The following is a 15,819-nucleotide window of genomic DNA, read 5'->3' as shown; positions in this document are numbered from 1 at the left end:
CAAAAAAATATTGAAAGAGACTGCTCTTTTAGCCGGTTTTATCTCGCAGAGAAATAGCCAATCATCTCTCCATCGCATTCATCCCGCTTCTCTGGAGCCGAGCATGTCCCAGCCCTTCACCGCTATCGCCACCCTGATCGCCAAACCCGGCCAACAGGATCTTCTCGAACAAGGCCTGCGCGCCCTGGTTGAACCGAGCCGCGCCGAAGACGGTTGCAGCCAGTACGACTTGCACCGCGACCTCGCTGATCCGCAGGTGTTTTATGTGATCGAACACTGGGCCAGCGAAGCGATTCTTGAGGCGCACAACGCCAGCGCGCATTTCCAGCATTTCCAGGCCAGCGCCGGCCACGCCATCGAACACTTCCAACTCAAGCGCCTCGGCGCGATTGTCTGATCCCTTCTTCTATTACCCGTACGGAGCCACTCATGAAAGCCATCGCCTATTACGCTTCCCTGCCGATCAACGACGCCAAGTCCCTGCAAGACATCGAACTGCCAGAACCGGTCGCCGGCCCGCGCGACGTGCTGGTGGAAGTCAAAGCCATTTCGGTCAACCCGGTCGACACCAAAGTGCGGCAGAACGCGGCACCGGAAAACGGCGCGGCGAAAGTGCTGGGTTGGGACGTTGCCGGTGTGGTCAAGGCTGTCGGCAGCGAAGTGACGTTGTTCAAGGCTGGCGACAAGGTTTTCTACGCCGGCTCCATCGCCCGTGCCGGCGGCAACAGTGAACTGCACGTGGTGGATGAGCGCATCGTCGGCCATATGCCGAAATCCCTCGGTTTTGCCGAAGCCGCCGCACTGCCGCTGACCGCGATCACCGCATGGGAGTTGTTGTTCGAGCGCCTGCAAATCCGCGAAGGCAATACCGATGAAGGCCAGAGCCTGCTGATCGTCGGTGCCGCCGGCGGGGTTGGCTCGATCCTGACGCAATTGGCCAGGCAACTGACCGGCCTGAAGGTGATCGGCACCGCGTCCCGCGAGCAAACCCGCGATTGGGTCAAAGAACTGGGCGCCGACCTGGTCATCGATCACAGCCAGCCGCTGAGCGAAGAACTCAAGCGCGCCGGGATCGACAGCGTGACCCACGTCGCCAGCCTGACCCAGACCGACCAGCATCTGGATCAACTGGTCGAAGCGCTGGCGCCGCAAGGCAAACTGGCGTTGATCGACGATCCGAAGTCGCTGGACGTGAGCAAGCTCAAGCGCAAGAGCCTGTCGCTGCACTGGGAGTTCATGTACACCCGCTCGCTGTTCGAGACGCCAGACATGATCGAGCAGCACAAACTGCTCAACCGCGTGGCGGATCTGATTGATGCCGGGACGTTGAAGACCACGGTGGGCGAGCATTTCGGCACTATCAACGCAGCGAACCTGCGTCGCGCCCATGAGCTGCTGGAAAGTGGCAAAGCCAAGGGCAAAATTGTTTTAGAAGGTTTCTAAAAAACCGCACAGCGCAGCCTTCGCCGAACCTAGAGCGGTCGGCGGGGCTGCGCTGTTTTTTGCCGTCAGTCCGATGCTTGACCCTTGTCACAATTGCGATCGTATTCAGGTCTACAATCGAAGCCTCTGCGATACATCTTTTACGCAAGGGAGGTCAGCAATGAAGATCCTGATAAAAGAAGTGGCAAAGTCTCAATGGCAGGTTCGTCTGGACCAACACGCCGTGACATTCCGCAGTGAAGCCGAAGCACTGGCCTTCACCCGCACCCTCGAAGCGCGACTGTGCGCACCCCATCAGATTCCCGATCGCAGCCAGCAGCGCGCCGCCGGCTGAGGTATTTATGCCTCGGCCTGAGCTTGCGCCAGTGCCCGGGCATTCTGCAGACGGCGGGTGAGCAGCGCCACGCACACCACCAGCAAACCGCACAGGCTGATGACCATGGCCATCGGCACGGCGGTGCCGTCGTGCAACACCCCTACCAGCGCCGAAGCGCCGGCGGCGACACTGAATTGCATGCAACCGAGCAACGCCGACGCACTGCCGGCCCGTGCGCCCTGCCCGTTCATCGCGCAAGCGGCGGCGTTCGGGCTGATGCAACCCAGGCTCGACACGCAGATGAACAGTGGAATCAGCAGCGGCCACAAGGACTCTGTGTGCATTGCGCTGACCGCGAGCAGCGTCAGCCCAGCGGCGAAGTAAACCCATACCGCCCGCGACAGCAGGAATGCCGGGCCGCGCTTGGCCAACATCCGCGCGTTGACCTGCGCCACCAAAATGAACCCCGCCGCGTTGGTGCCGAACAGCCAGCCGAAATGCTCGGCCGGTACGCCGTAAAGTTTGATGAAAATGAACGGTGAACCCGCGATGTAAGCGAACATCCCGGCGATGGCGATGCCGCCGGTCAGGGCGTGGCCGAGGTAAACCCGGTCCTTGAGCAAGCGCCCGTACTGACGCAGCGCGCCGGACAACGGCTGACGCGGCATGTGCGCCGGCATACTTTCCGGCAGCCCCAGCGCCACGGCCAACCCGGCCAATGCGCTGAAGCCGGTCAGCACCAGGAAAATCGACTGCCAACCCGTGGTGTTGACCAGCAGACCGCCGAGCATCGGCGCCAGAATCGGCGCCAGGCCCATCACCAGCATCAATTGCGAAAAGACTTTCGCCGAACCGACTGCGTCGCACTTGTCGCTGACTACCGCCCGGGAAATCACCATCCCGGCACAGCCGCCCAACGCCTGGACAAAACGCGCACCGATCAGCCATTCGAGGTTCGGTGCGTAAGCGCAGGCCAGCGACGCCAAAGTGAACAGCGTCAGACCAACGAGCAACGGAATACGTCGGCCGAAGCGATCCGCCACCGGGCCATAAGCCAGTTGGCCGATGGACAGACCGGCGAAATACGCCGCCAGCGTCATCTGCACGTGTTTCTCGTCGGTGCCGAACGCCAGCGCCATCGAGGGAAAGGCAGGTAAATAGAAGTCGATCGCCAAGGGCCCGAAGGCGGTCAAGGCACCGAGAATCAGAATGGTACGGAAGTTCATCAGGCATCCAGGTTGGCAAGTCGGCAGCCCGACAGTCTAGCCGCGCCCGAACGCCTTGAACATTCCGATAGCTCGCTAACGATCAAATTCAGACGAGTTTCACTGTGTAGCCTTCTTCGCTGATCGCCTCGATGACCTGATCAGCACTCATGGCGCTTTCGACGCCGACCTCTTTAGCCGCCAGATCAACCCGCACACTGGCCGCTGGATCCTTGGCCTGCACGGCGTTGGTGATGGCTTTGACGCAGTGACCGCAGGACATGCCTTGAACGTTGAACACTTGCATGGAATGACTCCTTTGAGTGAGGTTGCCGGCAGTCTCGAGCTTGCCACGATGGCAAGGTCAAGTTCTTCAATAAACTGCCGGGCTGGCAATCGGCGTCGCGCTCGGCCAAGCTGCGTACATCAATGACTCGATTCAGGAGATTCAGCCATGCGCTGGTCAGCTTTCAGCCTGTTTGGCTTTCTCAGCCTCTTTGCCGCCGTCCCTCAAGTGCAAGCTGCTGGCGAGGATTATGCGGTGCTGATTATTTCCCGCGAGCGCCTGGAAGTGTCGACTTCTTGCGAGATCGGCGTGTACATCCAGGATCAGCTTTCGGCGCGGCTGCTGCAGGAGCAAAGCATTTCCTTCAACCTGCCGCCGGGCACTGTTTCGCTGCGCTTGAAGTTGCTGCCGGGACAGGTCGCCGGTTGTAACCCGGGGATGCTCGCGCCGGGGTCGCAGGAGATCAAATTGCATGCCGGTGATGTGCTGAAGTATCGGTTGGCGATGAATTCGGAAGGCGTCTACTTGAAGCGCGCCGATCTCGAATACTAAGTAAATCCCAATTGTGGGAGCGAGCCTGCTCGCGAATACGGTGTGTCATTCAGCGATGATGTTGACTGACCCGCCGCTTTCGCGAGCAGGCTCGCTCCCACAGTTTGTTTTGCGGCGCGTCAAAGATTGGCGCTTGACCTTGCCCGCATGGCAAGGTTGATCCTTGTAGGCATCTACTACAGGGAGTACGACCGATGTCCGATTCCATCACGTTCGATCTGCCGATTGCCGGCATGACCTGCGCCAGTTGTGCCGGGCGTGTCGAGCGGGCGTTGAGCAAAGTCAGCGGTGCCAGTGCCGTCAGCGTCAACCTCGCCACCGAGCAGGCCCGCGTACAGGCGCCCGGCGACAGTCTGCCGGCCTTGATGGCAGCAGTTGAGCGCGCCGGTTACAGCGTGCCGCAGCAGACTATCGAATTGAATCTCGAAGGCATGACCTGCGCCTCCTGCGTCGGTCGCGTCGAGCGAGCCTTGAACAAAGTCCCCGGTGTGAAAAGCGTCAGCGTCAACCTGGCCAACGAACGCGCACACCTCGAATTGCTCGGTCAGGTCGACCCGCAAACGCTGCTTGAGGCCGTGAGCAAGGCCGGTTATTCGGCCAGCGTCTGGCAAGCCGAACACCCGCAAACCGATAACCAGCAACAGCGCCTCAAGCATGAACGCTGGGCGCTGATCTGCGCGATCGCCCTCGCCCTGCCGCTGGTGGCGCCGATGTTGCTGCAACCGTTCGGCATTCACTGGATGCTCCCGGCCTGGGCGCAATTCGCCCTCGCCACGCCGGTGCAGTTCATTTTCGGTGCACGTTTTTATGTCGCCGCGTGGAAAGCCGTGCGTGCCGGAGCGGGCAACATGGACTTGCTGGTGGCCCTCGGCACCAGCGCCGGCTACGGTTTGAGTCTTTACGAGTGGGCCACCGCCGCCGGGCGCATGCCGCATCTGTATTTCGAAGCGTCGGCGGTGGTCATTGCCTTGGTGCTGCTCGGCAAATACCTGGAGAGCCGCGCCAAACGCCAGACCGCCAGCGCCATCCGCGCGCTGGAAGCATTGCGTCCGGAACGGGCGATTCAAGTCATCGACGGTCGCGAGCAGGATGTCGCCATCAGCGCCTTGCGCCTGAACGATCTGGTGCTGGTCAAACCCGGCGAGCGTTTCCCGGTCGACGGCGAAGTCATCGAAGGCCAGAGCCACGCCGATGAAGCACTGATCAGCGGCGAAAGCCTGCCGGTACCGAAACAACCCGGAGACAAAGTCACCGGCGGCGCGATCAACGGTGAAGGCCGCTTGCTGGTGCGCACCCTGGCGCTCGGCGCAGAAACCGTGCTGGCGCGGATCATTCGTCTGGTTGAGGACGCTCAAGCCGCGAAAGCACCGATCCAGAAACTGGTGGATAAAGTCAGCCAGATTTTCGTGCCAACAGTGTTGCTGATCGCGTTGGTGACACTGATCGGCTGGTGGCTCTACGGCGCCCCCATGCAGACCGCGTTGATCAACGCCGTCGCGGTGCTGGTCATCGCCTGCCCTTGTGCGCTGGGCCTTGCCACGCCGACGGCGATCATGGCCGGCACCGGCGTGGCCGCGCGTCACGGCATTCTGATCAAGGACGCCGAAGCCCTGGAACGTGCCCACGAAGTCAGAAGTGTGGTGTTCGACAAGACCGGCACGCTGACGTCCGGCACACCGCGTATCGCCCATTTCAGCGCGGTGGATGGCGATGAAGACACCTTGCTGAAACTGGCCGGCGCGCTGCAACGCGGCAGCGAACATCCGTTGGCCAAAGCGGTACTCGATGCCGCGGCGGAACGAGGCCTGAACGTGCCGGATGTCAGCGACAGTCAATCGCTGACCGGTCGCGGCATTGCCGGCAACCTTGAAGGCCGGCGTCTGGCGCTGGGCAATCGGCGGATGCTCGAAGAAAGTGCTTTGAACGCGGGCAACCTGAGCGAATCTGCCCAGACTTGGGAAGCCGAGGGCCGCACCCTGTCGTGGTTAATCGAGCAAAGCCCGGAACCGAAAGTGCTCGGCTTGTTCGCCTTCGGTGACACCCTGAAACCCGGTGCACTGGAAGCCGTGCAGCAACTCGCCGCCCGCGATATCCACAGCCATCTGCTGACCGGCGACAACCGTGGCAGCGCTCGCGTGGTCGCCGAGGCTCTGGGCATCAGCAATGTCCACGCCGAAGTGCTGCCGGCGGACAAAGCCGCCACCGTCAGCGAGCTGAAAAAAACCGGCGTGGTCGCCATGGTCGGTGACGGCATCAACGACGCCCCGGCCCTCGCCGCTGCCGACATCGGTATCGCCATGGGCGGCGGCACCGACGTCGCCATGCACGCGGCGGGCATTACCCTGATGCGCGGCGATCCTCGGCTGGTGCCGGCGGCACTGGAGATCAGTCGCAAGACTTATGCGAAGATCCGCCAGAACCTGTTCTGGGCCTTCGTCTATAACCTGATCGGCATTCCGCTGGCGGCGTTCGGCTTCCTCAACCCGGTGTTGGCCGGTGCAGCGATGGCGTTGTCGAGCGTCAGCGTGGTGAGCAATGCGCTACTGTTGAAAACCTGGAAACCCAAGGACCTGGAGGAACACCGATGAACATCGGCCAAGCGGCCAGACACAGTGGCCTGAGCGCGAAAATGATCCGCTATTACGAGTCGATCGGCCTGCTCAAAGCGGCGCATCGCACCGACAGCGGTTACCGGGTCTATGGCGACGATGATCTGCACACGCTGGCGTTTATCAAGCGCTCGCGGGATCTGGGCTTTTCGCTGGAGGAAGTCGGCAAACTGCTGACCCTCTGGCAGGATCGCCAACGGGCCAGCGCCGATGTGAAAGCATTGGCGCGCCAGCACATCGACGAGTTGAACCAGAAGATTCGCGAGCTCGGCGAATTACGCGACACCCTGCAAGACCTCGTCGAGCACTGCAACGGCGACCACCGCCCCGATTGCCCGATCCTCAAGGAACTGGCGTCGGGCTGCTGCGCACAATCCGCCCGCGCTTGAGCGCCAGAGCTTTCATCAGCAACAAGGTACTGAGCGGGATGCCGTGGAACAGCATGACCACGGCACCCGGCGCCCACCATCCGTAGAACGGCGCGGCGATGAGCATGCCGATGCCGAATCCGGTCATTTGCAGCAAGGTCAGGACGCTGAAAATCGGCAAGCGCAACTGCTCAGGTTCGCGCTGCAGCCGCGACATCAACCCGACTTCGGAAAAACCGTCACCCAGTCCCGCCGGCAATGAAAACAGCAGCAGACCATAGAGACTGTGCTGCTGGAACATCAGGATAAAGCCGCAGGACATCAGCGCCACGCCGAAGAAAAACCGCCGTTCCAGATGGCTGTTGTCCGAGCCCTTGAGACGACTGGCGATTCGCGCGCCCAGCAGTTTGCCGCTGGCCCACACCGCGAGCATCAGGCCCAGCGTGGTGCTCGCCGACTCTGGCGTGAGCAGTTTCGAGATGATCGGAAAGCCGACGTTGTGCGCGGCGCTGCCCAAAGTGTCGGCCATGGTGACCGCGAGCATCGCGGCAATCACCGGCGCAGAACGCAGGCCTTGCTTGAGCGCTGTCCATTCGCCGCGTTCCGGTGCGTCGTTGACGGTTGCGGGTGCGAACCGCAGCGGCACAATCAATAACGCGGCCAGCAAATAGGTCAGCGCATTCAGGGCAAACACCGTTTCAAAGCCAAAACCCGCAACCAGCAAACCTGAAACCAGACTGCCGCCGACCATGGCTGCTGAAGACGCCGAAGTGATCCAGGCGTTGGCCTTGAGCAATTGCTCGGCAGGGATCAGACGCGGTAATTGACTGTTGAGGCCGATGGCAAACATCGAATTGCCCAGGCCCAGACCGAAGGCGATCACCGGCAACAGCAAGGCCTGTTGGCTGACGGGCACGATCAACAACAGACCAAGCACGCTGGCGCGCAGCAGGTCGAAGGCGATCAGCGGTGCGCGTCCGCTGCAACGACGGTAAAACGCGGTGCCGATCAGACTGGCAAAAATCCCCCCGCCGACACGACTGGCGAGAAAGATCCCGACGCTTATTGCGCTGTTGCTCAGCAGGTAGACGTAGGTGGCCAGCGCGACCATGTTGAGGAAGGCGCCGAAATCGGAGATCAGTCGAGCGGTGACGATCAGGTGGGTGTTGCGGGGGGTGGTCACATTCAGTCCTTGAGTGTGGTTGGGGCGGTGGACAGTAGACTTGAATTTGCGGGGATCCGAAAGAGCCCTCACCCTAACCCTCTCCCATGGGGAGAGGGGACTGATTGGGGGATATTTGGGAGGTACACCGACCTGAACGTTTTTCGTTGAATCCATAATCGACTCGTTTTTTCAGGTCGATGTATGACGCAAGACACCTCGGTCGGCCCCCTCTCCCTCTGGGAGAGGGCTGGGGTGAGGGGCTTCTGGGTTCCAAGGCTTCTGATTCAAACAAAAAACCCGGCCGAAGCCGGGTTTCTCATCAAGCAATCACTGCATCCACGGTGGTGGCGGTGGTTCGTCGGACTTGCCTTTCGGCTCGTCGTCCGCTGCACGGATGGCCTGCTTGCGTTCCTCGTCGAGGCGCGCCGCTTCGATCTCGCGCAATACCCCGCCAACGTCGGCCAGGTCTTCCGGATCATCGAACTCACCGGTCAGCACACTGTTCGGGTGCAGGGTGCCGGCTTCGTACAACGCCCACATTTCCTTGGCGTATTTGGTCAGCTTCAACTCCGGGGCAAAGCGTCCGAAGTAGGAAGCCATGTTGCCAACGTCGCGCTCCAGCATGCTGAACGCGTGGTTGTTGCCGGCAGCGTCGACAGCTTGCGGCAGGTCGATGATGACCGGGCCGGTCGGCGTCAGCAGCACGTTGAACTCCGAGAGGTCACCGTGCACCAGACCGGTACACAACATCAGCACGATCTGCGAAATCAGGAACGCGTGATACTCGCGCGCCTGATCCGGCTCCAGTACCACGTCATTGAGACGCGGCGCGGCATCGCCGAACTCGTCGGCCACCAGTTCCATCAACAGCACGCCGTCGAGGAAGTCGTAGGGTTTGGGCACCCGTACACCGGCGCCGGCCAGACGGAACAGCGCCGCCACTTCGGCGTTCTGCCAGGCATCTTCGGTCTCTTTGCGACCGAACTTGGAGCCTTTTGCCATTGCGCGAGCCTGTCGGCTGTTGCGCACCTTGCGGCCTTCCTGATACTCGGCCGCCTGGCGGAAACTGCGTTTGTTCGCCTCCTTGTAGACCTTTGCGCAACGTAACTGATTGCCGCAGCGCACCACATAAACAGCTGCTTCTTTGCCACTCATCAGTGGGCGCAGCACCTCGTCGACCAGACCGTCCTCGATCAGGGGTTCAATGCGTTTTGGAGTCTTCATCAGCTTTTATTGTGGGTCCTTTATTACCAAACACGCGAATGTCACTCGTTATACGGCAATCCTCGCATCACGGGGAGGGGTTGCCGACCTGTGAACGTTGAGAATGCACACACTGTGCCGGATTAAACAGGGCCAACTCTGCGCTCGCGCATCGACCGAGGGGAATCATAGCCGAGGCTGTTGTACTTGTTGGTACATGTCTTCAAGGGCATTTGCGACAGAATCTGACATCCGGCTGATGCCCCTTCGGCAGATTTTTGCAAAGTCGCCTCAATTTCCCTGTTTTGCAGCCGAAGCCCTCAATGACAGAGGGATTTGTCCGGCAATCGTTCCACAACAATCAGCGATGCCGCGCTCGGGGATACGAGTGATCCACAACGTTTTCGGCTGCCAATAAACCACAAGTCATCTGCACTGCGTGGGCCTACAAGAAAATCTGGAGCGCGGATGAACATCAAACAGAAATTGACGTGGGCGTTTGCAATCATCGCCTGCTTGCCGGTGGTGCTGGTCGCAACGCTGGTGGTGATGAACTTGCGCAGCGATGCCCGGGACAGTTTTGTCGACAGCAGCGGTCGCGAAATCCGTCAGGTCAGCAATGCCATGCAGCTGTTTTTTGATGGCATCAGCCAGAACGTCGATTACCTGGCGTCGCAGCCGCTGATCAAAAACACCGACGACAGCCTCAAGACCTACATGAGCGCCAACGCCGAATCCATCCCGCAGGGCGAGATGGACAAAAAGGTCTTCGCGTTCCTCCAGGACCTGGGCAACGCCCACCCGGCTTACGCCTACGCCATCGTTGGCACCGCCGCCGGTGGTTATGTGTCATGGCCGGACGATCCCAAACTCAACAATTACGACCCGCGTCAGCGGCCGTGGTACAAGGCTGCCCAGGCCAAACCGGGCAAACCGTTGCGGACCGCCGCTTACTACTGGGCGCAGGACGATGCGACCTACGTCAGCACCGTGCGCACCATCGACAACAAACTCGGCAGCAACGGCGGCGTGGTCAGCATCGACGTGACGCTCAAGCAGCTCACCGAGATCGTCAAACAGATCAAGCTGGGCGAAACCGGATACCTGATGCTCCTGGAAAACAGCGGCACGGTGCTGGTCGATCCGAAACAGCCGGAACACAACTTCAAGCCGCTGGACAGCCTCGGCGAAGGCTATGCGCAGCTGGCCAAGGCCGGCAAAGGCCTGGTCGAAGTCGAGCTTAACGGTGAGCGCTACATGGCCAACGTCTGGCCATCGGAGCAATTGGGCTGGACCTTCGTCGGCCTGATCAAGCAGAGCGATGTGATGAGCTCGGCCACGCAACTGACCTGGCTGATCGCGATCATCGCCGCCGTGCTGGCCGTGCTGTTCGCCGTGGTTGGCGCCAGTTTCGCCACCCTCATCGTGCGGCCGATCCGCAGCGTCGCCAGTGGCCTGGAAGGCATTGCGCAGGGCGAAGGCGACCTGACCAAAAACCTCGACATCCGTGGCAATGATGAAACCGCGCAACTGGCCAACTGGTTCAATCAGTTCCTCACCGCGATCCGCAGCCTGATCCAGCACATCGGCGGCGCCGCCGGGAAAATCCTCGCGACCTCGCAGAGTTCGACCCGCGTCTCAAGCGATATGGCCGAAGCCGCCGGGCGTCAGCGTGAAGCGGTCGACATGGTCTCGACCGCGTTCCACGAAATGGTCGCCACCGCTAACGAAGTCGCGCGCTCGTGCAGTCAGGCAGCGGACTCCGCCGACAGCGGCCAGCGTCAGGCCCGCCAAGGCCAGCAACAGATTGATGCGGCGGTGCACAGCGTCGATCAACTGAGCCAGGAGCTGGAGCAATCGGCGCAGTCAATGCAGCAACTGGAGCGCGACAGCAACGATATCCAGTCGATCCTCGGCACCATCCGCTCCATCGCCGAACAGACCAACCTGCTGGCGCTCAACGCCGCCATCGAAGCAGCCCGCGCCGGTGAACAGGGGCGCGGTTTTGCCGTGGTGGCGGATGAGGTGCGCGCCCTGGCCAAACGCACGGCGGATTCGACGGCAGAGATCGATGGCTTGCTCGGCAATCTGGCCAAGCGCACCAGTCAGGTCACACAACAGATGCACGCCAGCCTGCAGGTCTCGCAGCAGTCGGTGACGCGTATCGGCGAGGCGCGCGAAAGCTTCGGGCAGATCCGCGAATCGGTGGACGTGATCCGTGACATGAACACGCAAATCGCTACCGCCGCTGAAGAACAGCATCAAGTGGCTGAGGACATCAATCGGCATATCAGCCAGATTCACGGGGATGCGCAGTTGGTGGCAGAACTGGCCAACTCGGCGCGTCTGGATTCGCAGAGTCTGGCGGGGTTGTCGAATGAGCTGGATGGGTTGGTCAGACGGTTTCGTACCTGAACCTCAACAGCCACCCTCACCCCAGCCCTCTCCCCGAGGGAGAGGGGGCTGACCGAGGTGTCTGGCGTTATACATCGACCTGAAATACCGCGTCGATTATGGACTGGCAGAATTCTCCAAATCGGTTCGATTCTGGATTCAGCACAACTCTCTCAGGTCGGCGCACCTCTGAAGCATCCCCCAATCGGTCCCCTCTCCCTCTGGGCGGTCCGACGTTTCGGGAGAGTTAGGGTGAGGGGCTCTTTCAGCGTCAGCGTTCGATGATGGCGGTGACGCCCTGCCCGCCCGCCGCGCAAATCGAGATCAACCCCCTGCCCTTCCCCGCCGCGTCCAGCAACTTCGCCAGGTTCGCGACGATGCGCCCACCGGTCGCCGCAAACGGATGCCCGGCCGCCAGCGAACTGCCCTTCACATTCAGCCGGCTACGATCAATCGAACCCAACGGCGCATCAAGGCCCAGCCGGGTTTTGCAGTATTCGGGATCTTCCCAGGCCTTCAACGTGCACAGCACTTGCGCCGCGAACGCTTCATGAATTTCGTAGTAGTCAAAATCCTGCAAGGTCAGCCCGTTGCGTGCCAGCAACCGTGGCACGGCATACACCGGCGCCATCAGCAGCCCTTCGGCGCCGTTGACGAAATCCACTGCCGCCGCTTCGCCGTCGCGCAGGTACGCGAGGATCGGCAAACCGCGTTCCTTCGCCCACTCTTCACTGCCGAGCAGCACCAGAGACGCGCCATCGGTCAGCGGCGTGGAGTTGCCTGCGGTCAACGTGCCTTTCGCGCTTTTTTCAAATGCAGGTTTCAGCGTTGCGAGTTTTTCCAGGGTCAGGTCCGGGCGCAGATTGTTGTCGCGGGTCAGACCAAGGAACGGTGTCATCAGGTCGTTGTGCCAGCCCTCGCTATAGGACGCAGCGAGTTTGTGGTGGCTTTCGAGGGCCAGTTGATCCTGATCTTCACGCGGGATGTTCCAGGTCTGCGCCATCAGTTCGCAGTGCTGCCCCATCGACAGGCCCGTGCGCGGTTCACCGTTACGCGGAAATTCCGGGATCAGGTGTTGCGGCCGCAACTGCAGAAAGGTTTTCAGCTTGTCGCCGGTGGTCTTGGCGCGGTTGGCTTGCAAGAGGATTCTGCGCAGGCCTTCGCTGACACTGATCGGCGCGTCCGAGGTGGTGTCGACGCCACCGGCGATGCCGCTCTCGATCTGGCCGAGGGCGATCTTGTTCGCCACCAGAATCGCCGCTTCCAGGCCGGTGCCGCAGGCTTGCTGAATGTCGTAGGCGGGCGTCGCCGGGGACAGACGCGAGCCGAGCACACATTCACGGGTCAGATTCATATCTCGTGACAATTTCAGCACTGCGCCCGCCACCACTTCGCCAATGCGCTGGCCGTGCAGGTTGTAGCGTTCGATCAGGCCTTCGAGGGCGGCGGTGAGCATCGCCTGATTACTCGCCGTGGCGTACGGCCCGTTGGAACGGGCGAAGGGAATGCGGTTACCGCCGATGATCGCGACGCGGCGCAGCTGACTCATGAATAACTCCTTTTCCGAAGGTTTGAATTCACGCCGATCCCCTGTAGGAGTGAGCCTGCTCGCGATAGCGGTGGGTCAGATAAACATTTCTTGACTGATACACCGCTATCGCGAGCAGGCTCACTCCTACAGGGGTCAGCTGTGTTTCTGACTGTGGGTTCGGCAACACAAACGCCGGGGGCAAACTACTCTGCTGTTCTAGCGTAGGCCTTATTGCGTGGATCGAACGATTGATTGCCATCGGTAGTCCACACTTTGAACCCCAACTTCTGGAGAGCGTTCCATGTCTGACCGCTATATCGACTTCGCCAACTCGTCCATCGGCCATCGCCTGGTCGGGGCGCTGGGCCTGCCGTCGCCGGTGCGGCTGGAACGCTGGCAGGCCGGGCGCCTGCGGCCGGTGGAAGGGGCGCTGCTGATCGGCGGCGGGCCACTGGCGGAGCGCGTCAGTGCCTTCGCCAACCGTTTGACCGACGGCATCTACCGTTACGGCGAACAACCGGCAACCGCTACCGAATGGATTCCCGGCCACGGCCCGAAACTCAAAGCCGTGGTGTTCGACGCCAGCGAGTTGCTGCATACCGACCAGCTCAAGCAACTGCGCGAATTCTTCCAGCCGTTGATGAAGAATCTTGAGCACAGCGCCCATCTGGTGATCCTTGGCCGTGCCCCGGAAACCCTCAGAGATCCGTTTGCTGCCAGTGCGCAACGAGCGCTGGAAGGGTTTTCCCGTTCGCTGGCCAAGGAATTGCGCAGCGGCGGCACGCTGCAATTGATCTACGTCGGTGAGGGCGCCGAAGATCAACTGGAAGGCCCGCTGCGGTTTTTCCTCTCGCCGAAAAGTGCGTTCGTGTCCGGGCAGGTGATTCGCCTGACAGCTTGTGCGACGCCAGTGACTGACTGGACCCGGCCGCTGGCCGGACGCAAGGCGCTGGTCACTGGTGCGGCTCGCGGTATCGGCGCATCGATTGCCGAAACCCTGGCGCGCGACGGCGCCGAGGTGATCCTGCTCGACGTGCCGCCGGCGAAGACCGATCTGGAAGCCCTTGCCGCCCGCCTCGGCGGCCGCGCGATTACCCTGGATATCTGCGCCGCCGACGCCGCCACGCAATTGATCGAACAACTGCCTGACGGCCTCGATATTCTGGTGCACAACGCCGGCATCACCCGCGACAAAACCCTGGCCAATATGACCCCGGAATTCTGGGACGCGGTGCTGGCGGTCAACCTCAACGCGCCGCAAGTGCTGACCCAGGCCCTGCTCGACAGCGGGACGCTGCGCGACAACGCGCGGGTGATTCTGCTGGCCTCGATCAGCGGCATTGCCGGTAATCGCGGGCAAACCAACTACGCCGCGAGCAAGGCCGGGCTGATTGGTCTTGCGCAGGCCTGGGCACCTACGCTGCTGGAACGTGGGATCAGCATCAATGCCGTTGCGCCCGGTTTTATCGAGACGCAAATGACTGCACACATTCCGTTTGGCCTGCGTGAGGCGGGCCGGCGCATGAGTTCGCTCGGTCAGGGCGGTTTACCGCAAGACGTCGCCGAAGCCGTCGCGTGGCTGGCGCAACCGGGCACCGGCGCATTCACCGGGCAGGCACTGCGCGTCTGTGGACAAAGCGTTCTGGGGGCTTAGGCATGAGCATCGAATGGCATACGCTGAATCGCGAACCGAGTCTGCCCGGGCTCTACGCACGGGCGGCGACGCGACGGAAAATCACCGGCACCCAATTACCCGACAGCGGCTTGCGCTGTTGGGTCGATGTCGATGGCCAACGCCTGGCGGGCTATCGCAAGGTCTGCGGATTCGTCGATGACGGTCTGTTGCCGCCGACCTATCCGCACATCCTCGCCTTTGCATTGCAGATGCAATTGCTCACCGCCAAAGCCTTTCCGTTCCCGCTGCTGGGGCTGATTCATCTGAGCAACCGCATTCGCGTGTTGCGCCCGATGGGCGGGATCGGTCGGGCGCAGGTCAGCGTGCGCGTGACGAATCTGCAAGCGCATCCCAAAGGTGCGACGTTCGATCTGCTGACCACCCTGGATGATCAGCTCGGGCCGCTGTGGGAAGCGGAAAGCCAGATGCTCTGTCGCGGCGTCAAGCTTGAGGGCGAGCCGGTCGAGCAGACCTGGGAGCCGTCGCAATCGCTGGTGGAGGTGGCGCGCTGGAAAGCCCCGGCCGATATCGGTCGGCAATACGCCAAAGTTTCCGGCGACTACAACCCGATTCACCTGAGTGCGGCCAGTGCCAGGTTGTTTGGCTTTCCAACAGCGATCGCCCATGGTTTGTGGAACAAGGCGCGGACCCTCGCGGCGCTGAACGATCATTTGCCCAAGGCCAACCTTGAGATCGCCGTGCACTTTCGCAAACCGGTGCGCCTGCCCAGTGAGGTGACCCTGCTGGCGAGCGCGGCGGGCTCCAGTGGCGAGTTGCGGCTGATCGGTGCGCAAGACCTGGAACACATGGTCGGGCAGTGGCAACCCATTGCCTGAGCCCTCGGGACACCGTTAATTGTGTATATATAACTTAAGTTTTCGCCGTCATTCCCCCTTCCGCTGAAAAAACCATGGCCTTGATTATCAAGGCCTTTTTTTGTCCGGCTATATCCTGGGTATTAGTCCTTAGGCGCTGAACTTCACCTTATATATAAAGGCGTTAATACCAACTTGAGAATGGCCTGAAACCTGCCCCTGGACTGAGATTGAGCACAACGGGCGAAGGCATCACC

At 61.2% G+C, this 15,819-nt stretch carries 14 protein-coding genes and 2 pseudogenes; 10 read left to right on the top strand and 6 right to left on the bottom strand.

Annotation, left to right across the window (positions count from 1 at the left end):
* Positions 1-103 precede the first annotated feature (103 nt).
* The 3 genes from HU754_RS04775 to HU754_RS04765 all read left to right on the top strand — a co-directional run bounded on the left by HU754_RS04775 (position 104) and on the right by HU754_RS04765 (position 1,777).
* A complete protein-coding gene (locus HU754_RS04775; protein WP_116256689.1) occupies positions 104-397 on the top strand; it encodes a putative quinol monooxygenase in 294 nt (97 codons plus the stop codon).
* A 32-nt stretch (positions 398-429) separates the two neighbouring features.
* Complete coding sequence (locus HU754_RS04770; RefSeq protein WP_099757915.1) at positions 430-1,443, top strand: zinc-binding alcohol dehydrogenase family protein; 1,014 nt, start codon at positions 430-432, stop codon at positions 1,441-1,443.
* A gap of 160 nt (positions 1,444-1,603) precedes the next feature.
* On the top strand, positions 1,604-1,777 hold the full coding sequence (locus HU754_RS04765; protein WP_007914687.1) for a hypothetical protein: 174 nt from the start codon (positions 1,604-1,606) through the stop codon (positions 1,775-1,777).
* Positions 1,778-1,782: 5 nt separating this feature from the next.
* Here HU754_RS04765 and HU754_RS04760 read toward each other — a convergent pair whose 3' ends face one another.
* Both HU754_RS04760 and HU754_RS04755 read right to left on the bottom strand, forming a co-directional pair.
* Positions 1,783-2,985 carry a multidrug effflux MFS transporter gene (locus HU754_RS04760; protein ID WP_093430290.1) on the bottom strand — a complete coding sequence of 401 codons (1,203 nt, stop codon included), beginning with the start codon at positions 2,983-2,985 and terminating at the stop codon, positions 1,783-1,785.
* A gap of 88 nt (positions 2,986-3,073) precedes the next feature.
* On the bottom strand, positions 3,074-3,271 hold the full coding sequence (locus HU754_RS04755) for a cation transporter (protein WP_186620887.1): 198 nt from the start codon (positions 3,269-3,271) through the stop codon (positions 3,074-3,076).
* A 147-nt stretch (positions 3,272-3,418) separates the two neighbouring features.
* Between HU754_RS04755 and HU754_RS04750 the strand changes: the two genes are divergently transcribed.
* On the top strand, positions 3,419-3,802 hold the full coding sequence (locus tag HU754_RS04750) for a hypothetical protein (protein ID WP_093430287.1): 384 nt from the start codon (positions 3,419-3,421) through the stop codon (positions 3,800-3,802).
* Between the two features lie 8 nt (positions 3,803-3,810).
* Here HU754_RS04750 and HU754_RS29360 read toward each other — a convergent pair.
* Positions 3,811-3,903: pseudogene (locus tag HU754_RS29360) on the bottom strand (metal ABC transporter ATP-binding protein); the annotation flags it as partial.
* A gap of 93 nt (positions 3,904-3,996) precedes the next feature.
* On the opposite strand from HU754_RS29360, the gene cueA reads away from it, so the two are divergent.
* Positions 3,997-6,390, top strand: coding sequence for a copper resistance metal-translocating P1-type ATPase CueA (gene cueA / locus HU754_RS04745; RefSeq protein ID WP_186620889.1), 2,394 nt, complete (start codon positions 3,997-3,999; stop codon positions 6,388-6,390).
* Positions 6,387-6,800: a Cu(I)-responsive transcriptional regulator gene (cueR, locus tag HU754_RS04740; RefSeq protein ID WP_093430285.1), complete on the top strand. Its 414-nt coding sequence runs from the start codon at positions 6,387-6,389 to the stop codon at positions 6,798-6,800. The genes cueA and cueR overlap by 4 nt, the downstream gene beginning before the upstream one ends.
* Here cueR and HU754_RS04735 read toward each other — a convergent pair.
* Positions 6,754-7,962 (bottom strand): MFS transporter, encoded by a 1,209-nt coding sequence (locus HU754_RS04735; RefSeq protein ID WP_186620891.1) that lies wholly within the window; start codon positions 7,960-7,962, stop codon positions 6,754-6,756. The two genes, cueR and HU754_RS04735, sit on opposite strands and share 47 nt — an antisense overlap.
* Before the next feature lie 309 nt (positions 7,963-8,271).
* Positions 8,272-9,168, bottom strand: coding sequence for a PA4780 family RIO1-like protein kinase (locus tag HU754_RS04730; RefSeq protein WP_007914672.1), 897 nt, complete (start codon positions 9,166-9,168; stop codon positions 8,272-8,274).
* 447 nt (positions 9,169-9,615) lie between these two features.
* Here HU754_RS04730 and HU754_RS29760 point away from each other — a divergent pair.
* Positions 9,616-10,704, top strand: a pseudogene (locus tag HU754_RS29760) (cache domain-containing protein); the annotation flags it as partial.
* 90 nt (positions 10,705-10,794) lie between these two features.
* Positions 10,795-11,562: a methyl-accepting chemotaxis protein gene (locus HU754_RS29755; RefSeq protein ID WP_371748302.1), complete on the top strand. Its 768-nt coding sequence runs from the start codon at positions 10,795-10,797 to the stop codon at positions 11,560-11,562.
* Positions 11,563-11,812: 250 nt separating this feature from the next.
* On the opposite strand, the gene HU754_RS04720 is transcribed toward HU754_RS29755, so the two are convergent.
* Entirely contained in the window at positions 11,813-13,090 is a 1,278-nt protein-coding gene (locus tag HU754_RS04720) for an acetyl-CoA C-acetyltransferase (protein WP_186620893.1), read from the bottom strand.
* 283 nt (positions 13,091-13,373) lie between these two features.
* On the opposite strand from HU754_RS04720, the gene HU754_RS04715 reads away from it, so the two are divergent.
* Together HU754_RS04715 and HU754_RS04710 are read left to right on the top strand one after the other, a co-directional pair.
* Positions 13,374-14,726 (top strand): 3-oxoacyl-ACP reductase, encoded by a 1,353-nt coding sequence (locus tag HU754_RS04715; protein WP_093430281.1) that lies wholly within the window; start codon positions 13,374-13,376, stop codon positions 14,724-14,726.
* 2 nt (positions 14,727-14,728) lie between these two features.
* Positions 14,729-15,583, top strand: coding sequence for a MaoC family dehydratase (locus tag HU754_RS04710; protein WP_186620895.1), 855 nt, complete (start codon positions 14,729-14,731; stop codon positions 15,581-15,583).
* The last annotated feature ends 236 nt before the right edge of the window (positions 15,584-15,819 follow it).

This window comes from Pseudomonas zeae, assembly GCF_014268485.2.
GTDB classification, from domain to species: Bacteria; Pseudomonadota; Gammaproteobacteria; order Pseudomonadales; family Pseudomonadaceae; genus Aquipseudomonas; species Aquipseudomonas neuropathica.
Note: the sequence above shows the minus strand (reverse complement) of the source record. Positions and strands in the feature narration are given on the sequence as shown.

What these genes read in the sequence shown, in the direction of transcription:
- HU754_RS04750 (WP_093430287.1), top strand. Translation starts at nt 3,419, where the DNA reads ATGCGCTGGTCAGCTTTCAGCCTGTTTGGCTTTCTCAGCCTCTTTGCC.
- HU754_RS04730 (WP_007914672.1), bottom strand. Translation starts at nt 9,168, where the DNA reads ATGAAGACTCCAAAACGCATTGAACCCCTGATCGAGGACGGTCTGGTC.
- HU754_RS04720 (WP_186620893.1), bottom strand. Translation starts at nt 13,090, where the DNA reads ATGAGTCAGCTGCGCCGCGTCGCGATCATCGGCGGTAACCGCATTCCC.
- HU754_RS04710 (WP_186620895.1), top strand. Translation starts at nt 14,729, where the DNA reads ATGAGCATCGAATGGCATACGCTGAATCGCGAACCGAGTCTGCCCGGG.
- HU754_RS04765 (WP_007914687.1), top strand. Translation starts at nt 1,604, where the DNA reads ATGAAGATCCTGATAAAAGAAGTGGCAAAGTCTCAATGGCAGGTTCGT.
- cueA (WP_186620889.1), top strand. Translation starts at nt 3,997, where the DNA reads ATGTCCGATTCCATCACGTTCGATCTGCCGATTGCCGGCATGACCTGC.
- HU754_RS04760 (WP_093430290.1), bottom strand. Translation starts at nt 2,985, where the DNA reads ATGAACTTCCGTACCATTCTGATTCTCGGTGCCTTGACCGCCTTCGGG.
- HU754_RS04770 (WP_099757915.1), top strand. Translation starts at nt 430, where the DNA reads ATGAAAGCCATCGCCTATTACGCTTCCCTGCCGATCAACGACGCCAAG.
- HU754_RS04715 (WP_093430281.1), top strand. Translation starts at nt 13,374, where the DNA reads ATGTCTGACCGCTATATCGACTTCGCCAACTCGTCCATCGGCCATCGC.
- HU754_RS04755 (WP_186620887.1), bottom strand. Translation starts at nt 3,271, where the DNA reads ATGCAAGTGTTCAACGTTCAAGGCATGTCCTGCGGTCACTGCGTCAAA.
- HU754_RS04775 (WP_116256689.1), top strand. Translation starts at nt 104, where the DNA reads ATGTCCCAGCCCTTCACCGCTATCGCCACCCTGATCGCCAAACCCGGC.
- cueR (WP_093430285.1), top strand. Translation starts at nt 6,387, where the DNA reads ATGAACATCGGCCAAGCGGCCAGACACAGTGGCCTGAGCGCGAAAATG.
- HU754_RS29755 (WP_371748302.1), top strand. Translation starts at nt 10,795, where the DNA reads ATGGCCGAAGCCGCCGGGCGTCAGCGTGAAGCGGTCGACATGGTCTCG.